This is a genomic window from Pseudoxanthomonas helianthi (genome assembly GCF_017939625.1).
GTDB classification, from domain to species: domain Bacteria; phylum Pseudomonadota; class Gammaproteobacteria; order Xanthomonadales; family Xanthomonadaceae; genus Pseudoxanthomonas_A; species Pseudoxanthomonas_A helianthi.
This window is the reverse complement of the sequence record NZ_JAGKTC010000002.1, coordinates 473,420-486,819: the sequence shown is the minus strand read 5'-3', so window position 1 is coordinate 486,819 and position 13,400 is coordinate 473,420. Positions and strand designations below refer to the sequence as shown.

The following is a 13,400-nucleotide window of genomic DNA, read 5'->3' as shown; positions in this document are numbered from 1 at the left end:
ATTACTCCTCGACCTTGACCAGGTAGTGGACCTTGTTGATCAGGCCACGGACCTGCGGGCTGTCCTTCAGTTCGCGCACGTCGTTGAGCTTGTTCAGGCCCAGCGCACGCACCGACAGGCGATGGATCGACTGGGAACCGCGCAGGCCGCGCACCAGGCGCACCTTGACCGTTCCGCCGTTGTTGGACTGCTTAGCCATGGGTGAGTTCCTCCACCTTCTTGCCGCGCTTGGCCGCGATGCGGGCCGGCGACTGCATTTCGCTCAGGCCGCGCAGGGTGGCGCGCACCAGGTTGATGGGGTTGCGCGAACCGGTGGCCTTGGCCAGCACGTTCTTCACGCCCACCGCTTCCAGCACGGCGCGCATGGCGCCGCCGGCGATGACGCCGGTACCTTCCGAGGCCGGCTGCATGAACACGCGGGCCGCGCCGTGGCCGGACTTCACCGAGTGCCACAGGGTGCCGTTGTTCAGGTCGATGTTCAGCATGCCCTTGCGGGCGTACTCCATCGACTTCTGGATCGCGACCGGCACTTCGCGCGCCTTGCCGTAACCGAAGCCGATCTTGCCGTTGCCGTCGCCGACCACGGTCAGCGCGGTGAAGGTGAACTGGCGACCGCCCTTGACCGTCTTGCTGACGCGGTTGACCGCGACCAGCTTCTCGATCATGCCATCGTCGATCTTTTCCTCGCGGGGGGCGCGATCACGATCGCGGCCACGCGGTGCACGTTGCTCTTCTGCCATTTTCGTTGACTCGATAGTTGAGGGATTTGCGGCTTGGCCGCTTATGGTTGTGGCGTGGATCGGTGCAACGCGGTAGCGGACAGAAGCCGCAGCGCGCCCGGCGCATCCCGTGCCGGCGGGTCAAGTCGTGGGGACGCGCCCCACGCGATTCAACTCAGAACTGCAGGCCGCCTTCGCGCGCGGCTTCGGCCAGCGCCTTGACTCGACCGTGGTAGCGGTAGCCCGAGCGGTCGAACGCGACCTTCTCGATGCCCGCGGCCTTGGCGCGCTCGGCGATGATCTTGCCGACGCGGGCGGCGGCATCGCTGTTCTTGCCGTTCTTCAGGCCTTCCTTGACGTCGGCCTGCAGGGTGTTGGCGGCGGCGATGACCTTGGAGCCGTCGGCGCTGAACACCTGCGCGTACAGGTGCTGGCCGGTGCGCAGCACGCTCAGGCGCGGCACGCCGAGGTCGCGGATGTGCGCGCGGGTGGTCTTGGCGCGGCGCAGGCGGGCGTTGTTCTTGATGCTCATGATCGGTTTCCTCGAAGCCGAAGGCGTTATTACGCCTTCTTCGCTTCCTTGCGGATGATGGTTTCGTCGGAGTACTTCACGCCCTTGCCCTTGTAGGGCTCCGGCGGACGGAATCCGCGGATCTTGGCGGCGACTTCGCCGACGCGCTGCTTGTCGGCGCCCTGCACCAGGATTTCGGTCTGGGTCGGGGTCGCGAGGGTGATGCCCTCGGGGGCCTTGAACAGCACCGGGTGCGAATAACCCAGCGACAGGTTCAGGTCCTTGCCCTGCATGGCGGCGCGATAACCCACGCCGACCAGCTCGAGCTTGCGCTCGAAGCCCTCGGACACGCCCTTGACCATGTTGGCCAGGATGGCGCGCACGGTGCCGGTCATGGCGTCGTGCTCGGGAGCGGTCGGGGCCAGGTTGACGGTGCCGTCTTCGACCTTGACTTCGACGCCGGCCGGCTTGGCCAGCGACAGGTTGCCCTTCGGGCCCTTCACGGACAGGCTGTCGGCCTGCTGGTTGAATTCGACGCCCTTCGGCAGGGCGATCGGCTTCTTGGCTACGCGAGACATTGTGGTTTCTCCCTTAGGCCACGAAGCACAGGACTTCGCCGCCGACGCCCTGCTGGCGCGCCTGCGCATCGGTCATGATGCCCTTGGAGGTGGAAATGATGGCGATGCCGAGGCCGTTCAGCACCTTCGGCAGCTCCGACTTGCCGCGGTACTGGCGCAGGCCCGAGCGCGAGACGCGCTGCAGCTTGTCGATGACCGGCTTGCCCTCGAAATACTTCAGGACGATTTCCAGCTCGGCCTTGTTGTTCTCGGTCTTGGTCACGCGCGAGTCGGCGATGTAGCCCTCGGCCTTCAGCACGCCGGCGATGGCGACCTTGGTGTTGGAGGACGGCATCTTCACCGTCGGCTTGCCGACCGCGGCCGCATTCTTGATGCGGACCAGCATGTCGGCGATGGGATCAGTCATGCTCATTGCGATTCACCTATGAGTAGCACCGATATCCGCTTTCGCGAAATCTGTCTGGATTGTGGAGCCGGGCGGATGCCCGGCGTTCGATCCCTTGCGGGACCTGCCGTCGGAGACGGCGGCAGGCCGGACGAACCGGCCTGCGGAACTGCCTAGTGTAGCAGCCGAACCAGCCTGCTACCAGCCGGCCGCCTGCTTACCAGCTGGCCTTGCGCAGGCCCGGCACGTCGCCACGCATGGTGGCTTCGCGCAGCTTGTTGCGGCCCAGGCCGAACTTGCGGTACACGCCGCGCGGGCGGCCCGAAAGTTCGCAGCGGGTGCGCTGGCGGCTGGGGGAGGAATCGCGCGGCAGCTTCTGCAGCTTGGTCGCGGCTTCCATCTTTTCTTCGTAGCTGGCCGTGGCGCTGGAGACGGTCTTCTTCAGCGCGGCACGCTTGGCGGCGTGCTGCTTGGCAAGCTTGGCCCGCTTGATATCGCGGTTCACCATCGAGGTCTTGGCCATGTCGGTTTCCTAGCGAATCAGTTGCGGAACGGGAACTTGAACGCTTCGAGCAGGGCCTTGGCTTCGGCGTCGCTCTTCGCGGTGGTGGTGATGGCGATATCCATGCCGCGGACCGCGTCGACCTTGTCGAAGTCGATTTCCGGGAAGATGATCTGTTCCTTCACGCCCATGTTGTAGTTGCCGCGGCCGTCGAACGAACGGCCCGACACGCCGCGGAAGTCGCGCACGCGCGGCAGCGCGATGCTGATCAGGCGGTCGAGGAATTCGTAGGCGTGGCCGCGACGCAGGGTCACCTTGCAGCCGATCGGCCAGCCGTCGCGGATCTTGAACGAAGCCACGGAAACGCGCGACTTGGTGGTGATCGGCTTCTGGCCGCTGATCGCGGCCAGGTCGGCCACGGCGTTTTCCAGGATCTTCTTGTTGGTCGCCGCTTCACCCACACCCATGTTGATGGTGATCTTGGTGATCTTCGGCACTTCCATCGGATTGGCGTAACCGAACTTCTTGATCAGAGCCGGTACGACCTCTTCCTTGTAGATTTTTTCCAGACGAGTGGTCATGACTTCATTCCTCAGGCGTCGAGCGCCTCACCGCTGGAGCGGAACACACGCAGTTTGCGTCCATCCTCCAGCACCTTGAAGCCAACGCGCTCGCCCTTGCCCGAAGCCGGGTTGAAGATCTGCACGTTGGAGATATGGATCGAGGCTTCGCGCTCGACCACGCCGCCGGCGATGCCCGCCTGCGGGTTCGGCTTGGTGTGGCGCTTGACCACGTTGACGTTGGAGACGACCACGCGGTCGCCATCAACGCGCACGACGTCGCCTTGCTTGCCCTTGTCCTTGCCGGCGATGACGACCACTTGGTCGCCTTTCTTGATGCGGTTTGCCATTTTCGTGTCCTCCGCTCAGAGCACTTCGGGTGCGAGCGAAACGATCTTCATGAACTTCTCGGAACGCAGTTCGCGGGTCACCGGTCCGAAGATGCGGGTGCCGATCGGTTCCTGCTTGTTGTTGAGCAGGACCGCGGCGTTGCCGTCGAAACGGATCAGCGAACCGTCGGCACGACGCACGCCCTTGCGGGTGCGCACGACCACGGCGTCGTAGACTTCGCCCTTCTTGACCTTGCCGCGCGGGATCGCGTCCTTCACGGTCACCTTGATGATGTCGCCGATGCCGGCATAACGGCGCTTGGAGCCGCCCAGCACCTTGATGCACATCATTTCCTTGGCGCCGGAGTTGTCGGCGGCTTCGAGGTAGCTTTGCACCTGGATCATGATCTGGCTCCCTTATTCGGCCGCGCGCGCGACGATTTCGACCACGCGCCAGTTCTTGGTCTTGGACATCGGCGCGATCTCCTGCACGCGGACGACATCGCCCTCGTTGCAGGCGTTCTCGGCGTCGTGGGCATGCAGCTTGGTCGAACGCTTGATGTACTTGCCGTACAGCGCGTGCTTGACCTGGCGCTCGACCAGCACGGTGACGGTCTTGTCCATCTTGTTGCTGACGACCCGGCCTTCAACCGTGCGCTTTGCTTTCTCTGTATTGTTGTCGGTCATGTCGGGTCTCACTTGCCGCCGAGCAGGGTCTTGACGCGAGCGATCTCGCGGCGGACACGGCGGATTTCATGGGTCTTGGGCTGTTGGCCGGTCGCCTTCTGCATGCGCAGGGAGAACTGCTCCTTGCGCAGGTCGCCCAGGTGGGCGTTCAGCTGTTCGGCCGACTTCTCGCGGAGTTGCTTGAGTTCCATTAGCGCACCGTCCGGGTCACGAAAGTGGTGGTGACCGAGAGCTTGGCGGCGGCCAGGCGGAACGCCTCGCGCGCGGTCGCTTCGTCGACGCCCTCGATTTCATAGATCATCCGGCCGGGCTGGATCTGCGCGACCCAGTACTCGACGTTGCCCTTGCCGGAGCCCATGCGGACTTCGATCGGCTTCTTGGTGATCGGCTTGTCGGGGAACACGCGGATCCACATCTTGCCGCCGCGCTTGACGTAGCGGCTGATGGAACGGCGCGCGGCCTCGATCTGGCGCGCGGTCAGCTGGCCGTGCGCGGTCGCCTTCAGGCCGTACTCGCCGAAGCTGACGAGGTTGCCGTTCCAGCTCAGGCCTTCATTGCGGCCCTTGTGCATCTTGCGGTATTTGGTTCGCTTGGGTTGCAACATGGTTATTCCCTCGCCTCACGGTCGCGGCGCGGGCCGCGCGGACGGTCGGCACGATCATTGCGGTCGCCACGCTCGCCGCGCGACGGTGCGCTGTCGTCCTGCTTTTCCTGGCCCACCTGGCTGAAATCGAAGATTTCGCCCTTGTAGACCCACACCTTGATGCCGATGATGCCGTAGGTGGTCTTCGCCTCGGCGAAGCCGTAGTCGATGTCGGCGCGCAGCGTGTGCAGCGGCACGCGGCCTTCGCGGTACCACTCGGAACGGGCGATTTCCGCGCCGTTCAGGCGGCCGGCGACGTTGACCTTGATGCCCAGGGCGCCGAGGCGGATCGCATTGCCGACGGCGCGCTTCATCGCGCGGCGGAACATGATGCGGCGCTCCAGCTGCTGGGCGATCGACTCGGCCACCAGCTGCGCGTCCAGTTCCGGCTTGCGCACTTCGGTGACGTTGATGTGGGCGGGAACGCCCATCACGTCGCTCACTTCCTTGCGCAGCTTCTCGATGTCCTCGCCGCGCTTGCCGATCACCACGCCCGGGCGGGCGGTGTGGATGGTCACGCGGGCGGTGTTGTTCGGACGCTCGATCAGGATCTTGCTGATGCCGGCCTGGGCCAGCTTCTTGCGCAGCATGTCGCGGACCTTGAGGTCGGCGGCGAGGAAGCTGGCGTACTGCTTCTTGCCGGCGTACCACTTGGAGTTCCAGTCCTTGGCGATGCCGAGGCGGATGCCGGTGGGATGAACTTTATGACCCATGATTATTTGCCCTCGCCCACGACCACGGTGATGTGGCTGGTGCGCTTCAGAATGCGCGTGCCGCGGCCCTTGGCGCGGGCCATGAAACGCTTCAGCGTCGGACCTTCATCGACCATGATGGTCTTGACCTTCAGCTCGTCGACGTCGGCGCCCTGGTTGTTCTCGGCGTTGGCGATGGCCGATTCGACGACCTTCTTGATCAGCGCCGCGGCCTTCTTGTCGGAGAACTTCAGCAGGTTGACGGCGCGTTCGGCCGACAGGCCACGCACCTGGTCTGCGACCAGGCGGGCCTTCTGCGGGGAGATGCGCGCGGTGCGCAGGATGGCTTTCGCTTCCATGGTCATCTCCTTACTTCTTGCCCGCGGCGGCTTTCTTGTCGCCACCGTGACCCTTGAAGGTACGGGTGACGGCGAATTCGCCGAGCTTGTGACCGACCATGTTCTCGTTGACCAGCACCGGAACGTGGTTCTTGCCGTTGTGCACGGCGATGGTGAAGCCCACCATTTCCGGCAGGATCATCGAACGGCGCGACCAGGTCTTGATCGGCTTCTTGCTGCCGCCGGCGGCCTCCACCTTCTTGATGAGGTGGTGATCGACGAACGGGCCCTTCTTGAGTGAACGTGCCATGGTCGATTAGCCCCTACGATCGCGGACGATGAATTGCTGGGTGCGCTTGTTCTTGCGCGTCTTGTAGCCCTTGGTCGGCACGCCCCACGGCGTGACCGGATGCGGATTGCCCTGGCCGGCCTTGGCTTCGCCACCACCGTGCGGGTGGTCGACCGGGTTCATGGCCGCACCGCGAACGGTCGGGCGCACGCCGCGCCAGCGCTTGGCGCCGGCCTTGCCGAGCTTCTCGAGGCTGTGCTCGTCGTTGCCGACTTCGCCGACGGTGGCGCGGCACTCGACCGGCACCTTGCGCATTTCGCCGGAACGCAGGCGCAGCGTGGCAAAGCCCTGCTCGCGCGCGACCAGTTGCACCGCGGCGCCGGCGGCGCGGGCCAGCTGGGCGCCCTTGCCGGGCTTCAGCTCGATGCCGTGCACCGTGGTACCGACCGGGATGTTGCGCAGCGGCAGGGTGTTGCCGGCCTTGATCGGGGCGTCGCTGCCCGCGATCACCTGGTCGCCGGCCTTCAGGCCCTTCGGCGCGATGATGTAGCGGCGCTCGCCGTCGACGTAGCACAGCAGGGCGATGTGGGCGGTGCGGTTCGGATCGTATTCGATCCGCTCCACGCGCGCCGGGATGCCTTCCTTGTTGCGCTTGAAGTCGATCAGGCGGTAGTGCTGCTTGTGGCCACCGCCGATGTGGCGGGTGGTGATGCGGCCATGGTTGTTGCGGCCGCCGGTCTTGCCCTGCTTCTCGACCAGGGCGGCGTGCGGCGCACCCTTGTGCAAACCAGGCGTGACCACGCGAACGGCGCTACGACGGCCGGCGGAAGTGGGTTTGAATTTCATCAATGGCATGTGGGTCTACCTCAGGCCGTGGCCGTGACGTCGATGGCTTGGCCATCGGCCAGACGAACGTACGCCTTGCGCCAGTCGCCGCGACGGCCACCGCGGTTACGGAAGGACTTGTTCTTGCCCTTCACGTTGACCACGTTGACGGCCTCGACCTTGACGGAGAACAGCTGCTCGACGGCGGCCTTCACATCGGCCTTGGTCGCACTGTTCGCCACTTCGAAGACGTATTGGTTGGTGACTTCCTGCAGGCGGGCGGTCTTTTCGGACACGCGCGGCGCACGCAGGATGCTGAAGATTTTCTCGTTGGCGTTCATGCCAGCCATTCCTCGATCTTCTTGACCGCATCGGCGGTGATGACGACGGTGTCGGCGCCCACCAGCGAAGCCGGATCCAGGCCCTGCACGTCGCGCACTTCCACGTAGGGCAGGTTGCGGGCGGACAGGTACAGGTTTTCCGAGGCGTCCTCGGTGACGATCAGCGGACGACGACCGACTTCCAGGCCCTTGAGCTTGGCGGCCAGGGCCGAGGTCTTCGCGGCGTCGACGTCGAACGAGTCGACGACCTTCAGGCGGTCCTGGCGGTTCAGTTCCGACAGGATCGCGCTGATCGCGGCGCGGTACATCTTGCGGTTGACCTTCTGCTCGAAGCTGCGCGGCTTGGCCGCGAAGGTCACGCCGCCGCCGACGAAGATCGGGGCCGTCAGCGCGCCGTGACGCGCACCGCCGCCCTTCTGCTTCTTCGACTTCTTGGTGGTGCCGTTGACTTCGGCGCGGGTCTTCTGCGCCTTGGTGCCGGCACGACCGGCGTTGCGGTAGGCAACGACGACCTGGTGGACCAGGTCTTCGCTGAATTCGCGGCCGAACACGGCGTCGGAGACCGACAGCTTGTTGGCGCTACCCGTAATGGCGAGTTCCATCGTCATTCTCCTCAAGCCTTGCTGGTCGGACGAACGACCACGTCGCCACCCGGGGCACCCGGGACAGCGCCGCGAATCGCGATCAAACCGCGCTCGGCGTCGACACGCACGACCTCCAGGCCCTGCGTGGTCTGGGTCTCGGCGCCCATGTGGCCGGACATCTTCTTGCCCGGGAACACGCGGCCCGGGGTCTGGCGCTGACCGATCGAACCCGGAGCGCGATGGCTCAGCGAGTTACCGTGGGTCGCGTCGCCCATGCGGAAGTTGTGGCGCTTGATGGTGCCTTGGAAGCCCTTGCCCTTGGTCACGCCCTGGACGTCGACGATCTGCCCGACTTCGAAAATGTCGGCCTTGATCTCGCCGCCAACGGCGAATTCGCCCAGCTTGTCGGCTTCGACGCGCAGTTCCCACAGGCCACGGCCGGCTTCGACCTTGGCCTTGGCCAGGTGACCGGCTTCGGGCTTGGTCACCAGCGAGGCGCGGCGCGAACCGACGGCGACCTGCACGGCGCTGTAGCCGTCGGTTTCCGGGGTCTTCACCTGGGTGATGCGGTTCGGGGTGGCTTCGATCAGGGTGACCGGGATGGACTGGCCGTCCTCGGTGAACACCCGGGTCATGCCGGCCTTGCGGCCGACGATGCCCAACGAATATTTCTTCGCAGTCATGGTCGTGGCCTCAGGTCAGCTTGATCTGCACGTCGACGCCGGCCGCGAGTTCGAGCTTCATCAGCGCGTCCACGGTCTTGTCGTTGGGGTCGACGATGTCGAGCACGCGCTTGTGCGTGCGGGTTTCGTACTGGTCGCGCGCGTCCTTGTCGGCGTGCGGCGACACCAGGATGGTGTAACGCTCGATCTTGGTGGGCAGCGGGATCGGGCCGCGCACTTGCGCGCCGGTCCGCTTGGCCGTTTCGACGATCTCGCTGGCCGAGCGGTCGATCAAGCGATGATCGAAAGCCTTGAGCCGGATCCGGATCTTTTGGTCCGCCATGACGGAATTCCTTCGTTAAAAGAGCGACGGGCGCGGCCTCTGGGATGCCTTGCCCCGGTTAGGTCCAGTGTTTTGGTTTCCCCGCGAGGCCGGGATCGCCGGTTGCACCGGCAGGCCACGCTGACGCCAAAGGCTGGGGTTCTTCCTGAAAAACTAGGCAGGCCGGTAAACCGGCCCGCCCAGACAGAAAAGTATAGAGCGCGCACCAGACCCCGTCAACACGGGGACGCGTCTTTTTCGGCAAATAATCGCTGCCGATCGGACCTGATGCGCGACAACTCCGTGTCTGGCGAACACGAGGCGCTTCCTGCACCTCTTTTCGCGGTAGGCCGGCCACCTCCCAGGGCGTCGGCATTACAACGCTCAGGGAAGGGAAACCCCTTCCCTTTCAATTACTTACTTGATGATCTTGGCCACGACGCCGGCGCCGACGGTACGGCCGCCTTCGCGGATCGCGAAGCGCAGGCCTTCGTCCATCGCCACCGGGTTGATCAGGCTCACCACCATCTTGATGTTGTCGCCCGGCATGACCATCTCCACGCCTTCCGGCAGCTGCACCGCACCGGTGATGTCCGTGGTGCGGAAGTAGAACTGCGGACGGTAGCCCTTGAAGAACGGGGTATGACGGCCGCCTTCGTCCTTCGACAGCACGTACACCTCGGCCTCGAACTCGGTGTGCGGGGTGATCGAACCCGGCTTGCACAGCACCTGGCCGCGCTCCACTTCGTCGCGCTTGGTGCCGCGCAGCAGCAGGCCCGCGTTGTCGCCCGCCTGGCCCTGGTCCAGCAGCTTGCGGAACATTTCCACGCCGGTCACCGTGGTCTTCTGGGTCGGGCGGATACCGACGATTTCGATTTCGTCGCCCACCTTGATCACGCCGCGCTCGATACGGCCGGTCACCACGGTGCCGCGGCCCGAGATCGAGAACACGTCTTCCACCGGCATCAGGAACGGCTTGTCCACGTCACGCTGCGGTTCCGGGATCCAGGTGTCCAGCGCGTCCACCAGCTTGATGATCGACGGCACGCCGATCTCCGACTGGTCGCCTTCCAGCGCCAGGCGCGCCGAACCCGAGATGATCGGGGTGTCGTCGCCCGGGAACTCGTACTTGCTCAGCAGTTCGCGGACTTCCATCTCCACCAGCTCCAGCAGCTCGGCGTCGTCCACCATGTCGGCCTTGTTCAGGTACACGACGATGTACGGCACGCCCACCTGGCGCGACAGCAGGATGTGTTCGCGGGTCTGCGGCATCGGGCCGTCCGCCGCCGAGCACACCAGGATCGCGCCGTCCATCTGCGCCGCACCCGTGATCATGTTCTTCACGTAGTCGGCGTGGCCCGGGCAGTCCACGTGCGCGTAGTGGCGCGTCGGGCTTTCGTACTCCACGTGCGCCGTCGAGATCGTGATGCCGCGCGCCTTCTCTTCCGGCGCCGCGTCGATCGCGTCGTACGCCTTGAACTCGCCGCCGAAACGTTCCGCGCCCACCTTCGTCAGCGCCGCCGTCAGCGTCGTCTTGCCGTGGTCCACGTGACCAATCGTGCCCACGTTCACGTGGGGCTTGGTGCGCTCGAACTTACCCTTTGCCATTGTCTTCTACCTTGTGATTCGTGATTCGAAGGGAAGCCGGAAGGCATCGCCTTCCGGATCCCGGACTCAGTTCTTCTTGACGACCGCTTCGGCGATGTTGGCCGGCGCTTCGGCGTAATGGTCGAACTCCATCGAGAACGTGGCGCGACCCTGCGACATCGAACGCAGCGTGGTGGCGTAGCCGAACATTTCGCCCAGCGGCACCATCGCGTTGATGATCTTGCCGGACGGACTGTCGTCCGAGCCCTGCAGGATGCCGCGACGACGGCTCACGTCACCCATCACGTCGCCCAGGTAGTCTTCCGGGGTGACGATCTCGACCTTCATCATCGGCTCCAGCAGCACCGGGCTGGCCTTGCTGAAAGCTTCCTTGAAGGCCATCGAACCGGCGACCTTGAACGCCATTTCGTTGGAGTCGACGTCGTGGAACGAACCGTCCACCGCCTTGATGGCGACGTCGACGACCGGGAAGCCGGCCAGCGGACCGTTGCGCATCGCTTCCTCGATGCCCTTGCCGGCCGCGGTGACGTATTCCTTCGGCACCACGCCGCCCACGATCGCGCTTTCATAGCTGAAGCCGCCGCCGCGTTCCTGCGGTTCCATCTCGATGACGATGTGGCCGTACTGGCCGCGACCGCCCGACTGGCGCACGAACTTGCCTTCCTGCTTGACCGCCTTGCGGATGGTCTCGCGGTAGGCGACCTGCGGCTTGCCGACGTTGGCTTCGACGTTGAACTCGCGCTTCATGCGGTCGACGATGATGTCGAGGTGCAGCTCGCCCATGCCGGAGATGATGGTCTGGCCGGATTCCTCGTCGGTACGCACGCGGAAGCTGGGGTCTTCCTGCGCCAGGCGACCCAGCGCCAGACCCATCTTTTCCTGGTCCGACTTGGTCTTCGGCTCGACCGCCATCGAGATCACCGGCTCCGGGAAGCTCATGCGCTCGAGCACGATCGGATTGTCCTGCGCGCACAGCGTGTCGCCGGTGGTGACGTCCTTCAGGCCCACCGCGGCGGCGATGTCGCCGGCCAGCACTTCCTTGATCTCGTCGCGGTTGTTGGAGTGCATCTGCAACAGGCGGCCGATGCGCTCCTTCTTGCCCTTGACCGAGTTGAACACCTGGTCGCCGGCATTGAGGGTGCCCGAGTAGACGCGGAAGAAGGTCAGCGAGCCGACGAACGGGTCGGTCATGATCTTGAACGCCAGCGCCGAGAACGGGGCCTTGTCGCTGGATTCGCGCGACAGCTCCTTGGTCTCGTCGTCGACGTCCACGCCCTTCACCGGCGGCACGTCGACCGGCGACGGCAGCAGGTTGACGACGCCGTCGAGCATGGCCTGCACGCCCTTGTTCTTGAACGCGGAGCCGCAGAACATCGGCACGATTTCGGTCTTCAGGGTGCGCTCGCGCAGGCCGGCGATGATGTCGGCCTCGGACAGGTCGCCCTCGTTGAGGTACTTGTCCATCAGCTCTTCACTGGCCTCGGCGGCGGACTCGACCATGAACGCACGCGCTTCCTCGGCCTGAGCCTGCAGCTCGGCCGGGATGTCGCGGTATTCGAAGTTCAGGCCCTGCGAAGCCACATCCCAATGGATGGCCTTCATCTTGATCAGGTCGACCACGCCTTCGAAGCCGTCTTCGGCGCCGATCGGCACCTGCATCGGCACCGGGGCAGCGCCCAGGCGCGACTTCAGCTGGTCGCGGACCTTGAAGAAGTTGGCGCCGGTGCGGTCCATCTTGTTGACGAACGCGATGCGCGGCACGTGGTACTTGTTGGCCTGGCGCCACACCGTCTCGGACTGCGGCTGCACGCCGCCGACCGCGCACAGCACGAACACCGCGCCGTCGAGCACGCGCAGCGAACGCTCGACTTCGATGGTGAAGTCGACGTGCCCGGGGGTGTCGATGATGTTGAAGCGGTGCTCCGGAAGCGACTTGTCCATGCCCTTCCAGAACGCGGTCGTGGCCGCGGACTGGATGGTGATGCCGCGCTCCTGCTCCTGCTCCATCCAGTCCATGGTCGCGGCGCCGTCGTGCACTTCACCGATCTTGTGGCTCTTGCCGGTGTAGAACAGGATGCGCTCCGACGTGGTGGTCTTGCCCGCGTCGATGTGGGCCATGATGCCGAAGTTGCGGTAACGCTCGATGGGGGTATTGCGGGCCACGGTGATGTCTCGACTGTTTGTGTTTCGTGGAAGCTCGCGCGCGGCGCGGGCGTTGCGAGGGGCATCTCGCAAATGGCCGAACGCCGCCCGGAGGCGGCTTTCGGCTTCAGCGTCGGCGCCGAAGCGCCGGGGTGCTGCTAGATGGTGTCGCCGGCCCCTGAAAACAAGGGCCTGAAGCCGTTACCAGCGGTAGTGCGCGAAGGCCTTGTTGGCCTCGGCCATGCGGTGGGTTTCTTCGCGCTTCTTGATCGCGCCGCCGCGGTTCTCGGAGGCGTCGAGCAGCTCGGCCGCCAGCTTGCGCGGCATCGAGTTCTCGCCGCGCTTGCGCGCGGATTCGATCAGCCAGCGCATCGCCAGGGCCAGGCGGCGCGAGGCGCGCACTTCGACCGGCACCTGGTAGGTGGCGCCGCCGACGCGACGCGACTTCACTTCGACCGCGGGAGCGACGTTGTCCAGCGCCTTCTCGACCAGCTCGAGGGCATTGGGATTCTTCTCGCCGATGACGTCCATGGCGCCGTACACGATCTTCTCGGCGACGGACTTCTTGCCGCTGAGCATGACCATGTTGATGAAACGGGCGATGGTCTGGCTGCCGTGCTTCGGATCGGGCAGGACGGCGCGCTGGGGGGCGGAACCTTTACGGGACATTGACTATTTTCCTC

23 protein-coding genes are annotated in these 13,400 nt (G+C 65.0%); all 23 read right to left on the bottom strand.

The genetic code is table 11. The features are described 5' to 3' along the window. Position 1: 1 nt before the first annotated feature. The 23 genes from rpmD to rpsG all read right to left on the bottom strand — a co-directional run bounded on the left by rpmD (position 2) and on the right by rpsG (position 13,386). Complete coding sequence (gene rpmD / locus J5837_RS10015; RefSeq protein ID WP_210536613.1) at positions 2-199, bottom strand: 50S ribosomal protein L30; 198 nt, start codon at positions 197-199, stop codon at positions 2-4. Continuing rightward, positions 192-740: a 30S ribosomal protein S5 gene (gene rpsE, locus J5837_RS10010; RefSeq protein ID WP_210536612.1), complete on the bottom strand. Its 549-nt coding sequence runs from the start codon at positions 738-740 to the stop codon at positions 192-194. The genes rpmD and rpsE overlap by 8 nt, the downstream gene beginning before the upstream one ends. A 154-nt stretch (positions 741-894) precedes the next feature. Further along, the gene (rplR, locus tag J5837_RS10005; protein ID WP_210536611.1) at positions 895-1,251 is read right to left on the bottom strand and encodes a 50S ribosomal protein L18; all 357 of its coding nucleotides are present in this window, start codon (positions 1,249-1,251) and stop codon (positions 895-897) included. A 29-nt stretch (positions 1,252-1,280) separates the two neighbouring features. Beyond that, positions 1,281-1,808 (bottom strand): 50S ribosomal protein L6, encoded by a 528-nt coding sequence (rplF, locus tag J5837_RS10000; protein WP_210536610.1) that lies wholly within the window; start codon positions 1,806-1,808, stop codon positions 1,281-1,283. 13 nt (positions 1,809-1,821) lie between these two features. Next, the gene (gene rpsH, locus J5837_RS09995; RefSeq protein ID WP_210536609.1) at positions 1,822-2,220 is read right to left on the bottom strand and encodes a 30S ribosomal protein S8; all 399 of its coding nucleotides are present in this window, start codon (positions 2,218-2,220) and stop codon (positions 1,822-1,824) included. A 190-nt stretch (positions 2,221-2,410) separates the two neighbouring features. After that, positions 2,411-2,716, bottom strand: coding sequence for a 30S ribosomal protein S14 (rpsN, locus tag J5837_RS09990; RefSeq protein ID WP_210536608.1), 306 nt, complete (start codon positions 2,714-2,716; stop codon positions 2,411-2,413). Positions 2,717-2,733: 17 nt separating this feature from the next. Beyond that, entirely contained in the window at positions 2,734-3,276 is a 543-nt protein-coding gene (rplE, locus tag J5837_RS09985; protein ID WP_210536607.1) for a 50S ribosomal protein L5, read from the bottom strand. Between the two features lie 11 nt (positions 3,277-3,287). After that, a complete protein-coding gene (gene rplX, locus J5837_RS09980; RefSeq protein ID WP_210536606.1) occupies positions 3,288-3,605 on the bottom strand; it encodes a 50S ribosomal protein L24 in 318 nt (105 codons plus the stop codon). A gap of 15 nt (positions 3,606-3,620) precedes the next feature. After that, entirely contained in the window at positions 3,621-3,989 is a 369-nt protein-coding gene (rplN, locus tag J5837_RS09975) for a 50S ribosomal protein L14 (protein ID WP_162372847.1), read from the bottom strand. A gap of 12 nt (positions 3,990-4,001) precedes the next feature. After that, on the bottom strand, positions 4,002-4,271 hold the full coding sequence (rpsQ, locus tag J5837_RS09970; RefSeq protein ID WP_210536605.1) for a 30S ribosomal protein S17: 270 nt from the start codon (positions 4,269-4,271) through the stop codon (positions 4,002-4,004). A gap of 8 nt (positions 4,272-4,279) precedes the next feature. Further along, positions 4,280-4,462: a 50S ribosomal protein L29 gene (gene rpmC, locus J5837_RS09965; RefSeq protein WP_210536604.1), complete on the bottom strand. Its 183-nt coding sequence runs from the start codon at positions 4,460-4,462 to the stop codon at positions 4,280-4,282. Next, positions 4,462-4,875, bottom strand: coding sequence for a 50S ribosomal protein L16 (rplP, locus tag J5837_RS09960; protein ID WP_210536603.1), 414 nt, complete (start codon positions 4,873-4,875; stop codon positions 4,462-4,464). The genes rpmC and rplP overlap by 1 nt, the downstream gene beginning before the upstream one ends. Before the next feature lie 2 nt (positions 4,876-4,877). Continuing rightward, a complete protein-coding gene (gene rpsC, locus J5837_RS09955) occupies positions 4,878-5,627 on the bottom strand; it encodes a 30S ribosomal protein S3 (protein WP_210536602.1) in 750 nt (249 codons plus the stop codon). Between the two features lie 2 nt (positions 5,628-5,629). Beyond that, positions 5,630-5,965, bottom strand: a complete 336-nt coding sequence (rplV, locus tag J5837_RS09950) for a 50S ribosomal protein L22 (RefSeq protein WP_210536601.1) — start codon at positions 5,963-5,965, stop codon at positions 5,630-5,632. Between the two features lie 10 nt (positions 5,966-5,975). Next, complete coding sequence (rpsS, locus tag J5837_RS09945) at positions 5,976-6,254, bottom strand: 30S ribosomal protein S19 (RefSeq protein WP_210536600.1); 279 nt, start codon at positions 6,252-6,254, stop codon at positions 5,976-5,978. Positions 6,255-6,260: 6 nt separating this feature from the next. Beyond that, positions 6,261-7,088, bottom strand: coding sequence for a 50S ribosomal protein L2 (rplB, locus tag J5837_RS09940; protein WP_210536599.1), 828 nt, complete (start codon positions 7,086-7,088; stop codon positions 6,261-6,263). A gap of 11 nt (positions 7,089-7,099) precedes the next feature. After that, positions 7,100-7,399 carry a 50S ribosomal protein L23 gene (gene rplW / locus J5837_RS09935; RefSeq protein WP_210536598.1) on the bottom strand — a complete coding sequence of 100 codons (300 nt, stop codon included), beginning with the start codon at positions 7,397-7,399 and terminating at the stop codon, positions 7,100-7,102. Next, on the bottom strand, positions 7,396-8,001 hold the full coding sequence (gene rplD, locus J5837_RS09930; protein ID WP_210536597.1) for a 50S ribosomal protein L4: 606 nt from the start codon (positions 7,999-8,001) through the stop codon (positions 7,396-7,398). Before rplD ends, rplW begins: the two co-directional genes overlap by 4 nt. An 11-nt stretch (positions 8,002-8,012) precedes the next feature. Next, positions 8,013-8,666: a 50S ribosomal protein L3 gene (gene rplC / locus J5837_RS09925; protein WP_210536596.1), complete on the bottom strand. Its 654-nt coding sequence runs from the start codon at positions 8,664-8,666 to the stop codon at positions 8,013-8,015. A 10-nt stretch (positions 8,667-8,676) separates the two neighbouring features. Beyond that, positions 8,677-8,988, bottom strand: coding sequence for a 30S ribosomal protein S10 (rpsJ, locus tag J5837_RS09920; protein ID WP_011036122.1), 312 nt, complete (start codon positions 8,986-8,988; stop codon positions 8,677-8,679). 396 nt (positions 8,989-9,384) lie between these two features. After that, on the bottom strand, positions 9,385-10,575 hold the full coding sequence (tuf, locus tag J5837_RS09915) for an elongation factor Tu (protein ID WP_210536585.1): 1,191 nt from the start codon (positions 10,573-10,575) through the stop codon (positions 9,385-9,387). Positions 10,576-10,641: 66 nt separating this feature from the next. After that, positions 10,642-12,738, bottom strand: coding sequence for an elongation factor G (gene fusA / locus J5837_RS09910; protein ID WP_210536595.1), 2,097 nt, complete (start codon positions 12,736-12,738; stop codon positions 10,642-10,644). Between the two features lie 180 nt (positions 12,739-12,918). Then, positions 12,919-13,386 carry a 30S ribosomal protein S7 gene (rpsG, locus tag J5837_RS09905; protein WP_210536594.1) on the bottom strand — a complete coding sequence of 156 codons (468 nt, stop codon included), beginning with the start codon at positions 13,384-13,386 and terminating at the stop codon, positions 12,919-12,921. Positions 13,387-13,400: the final 14 nt, after the last annotated feature.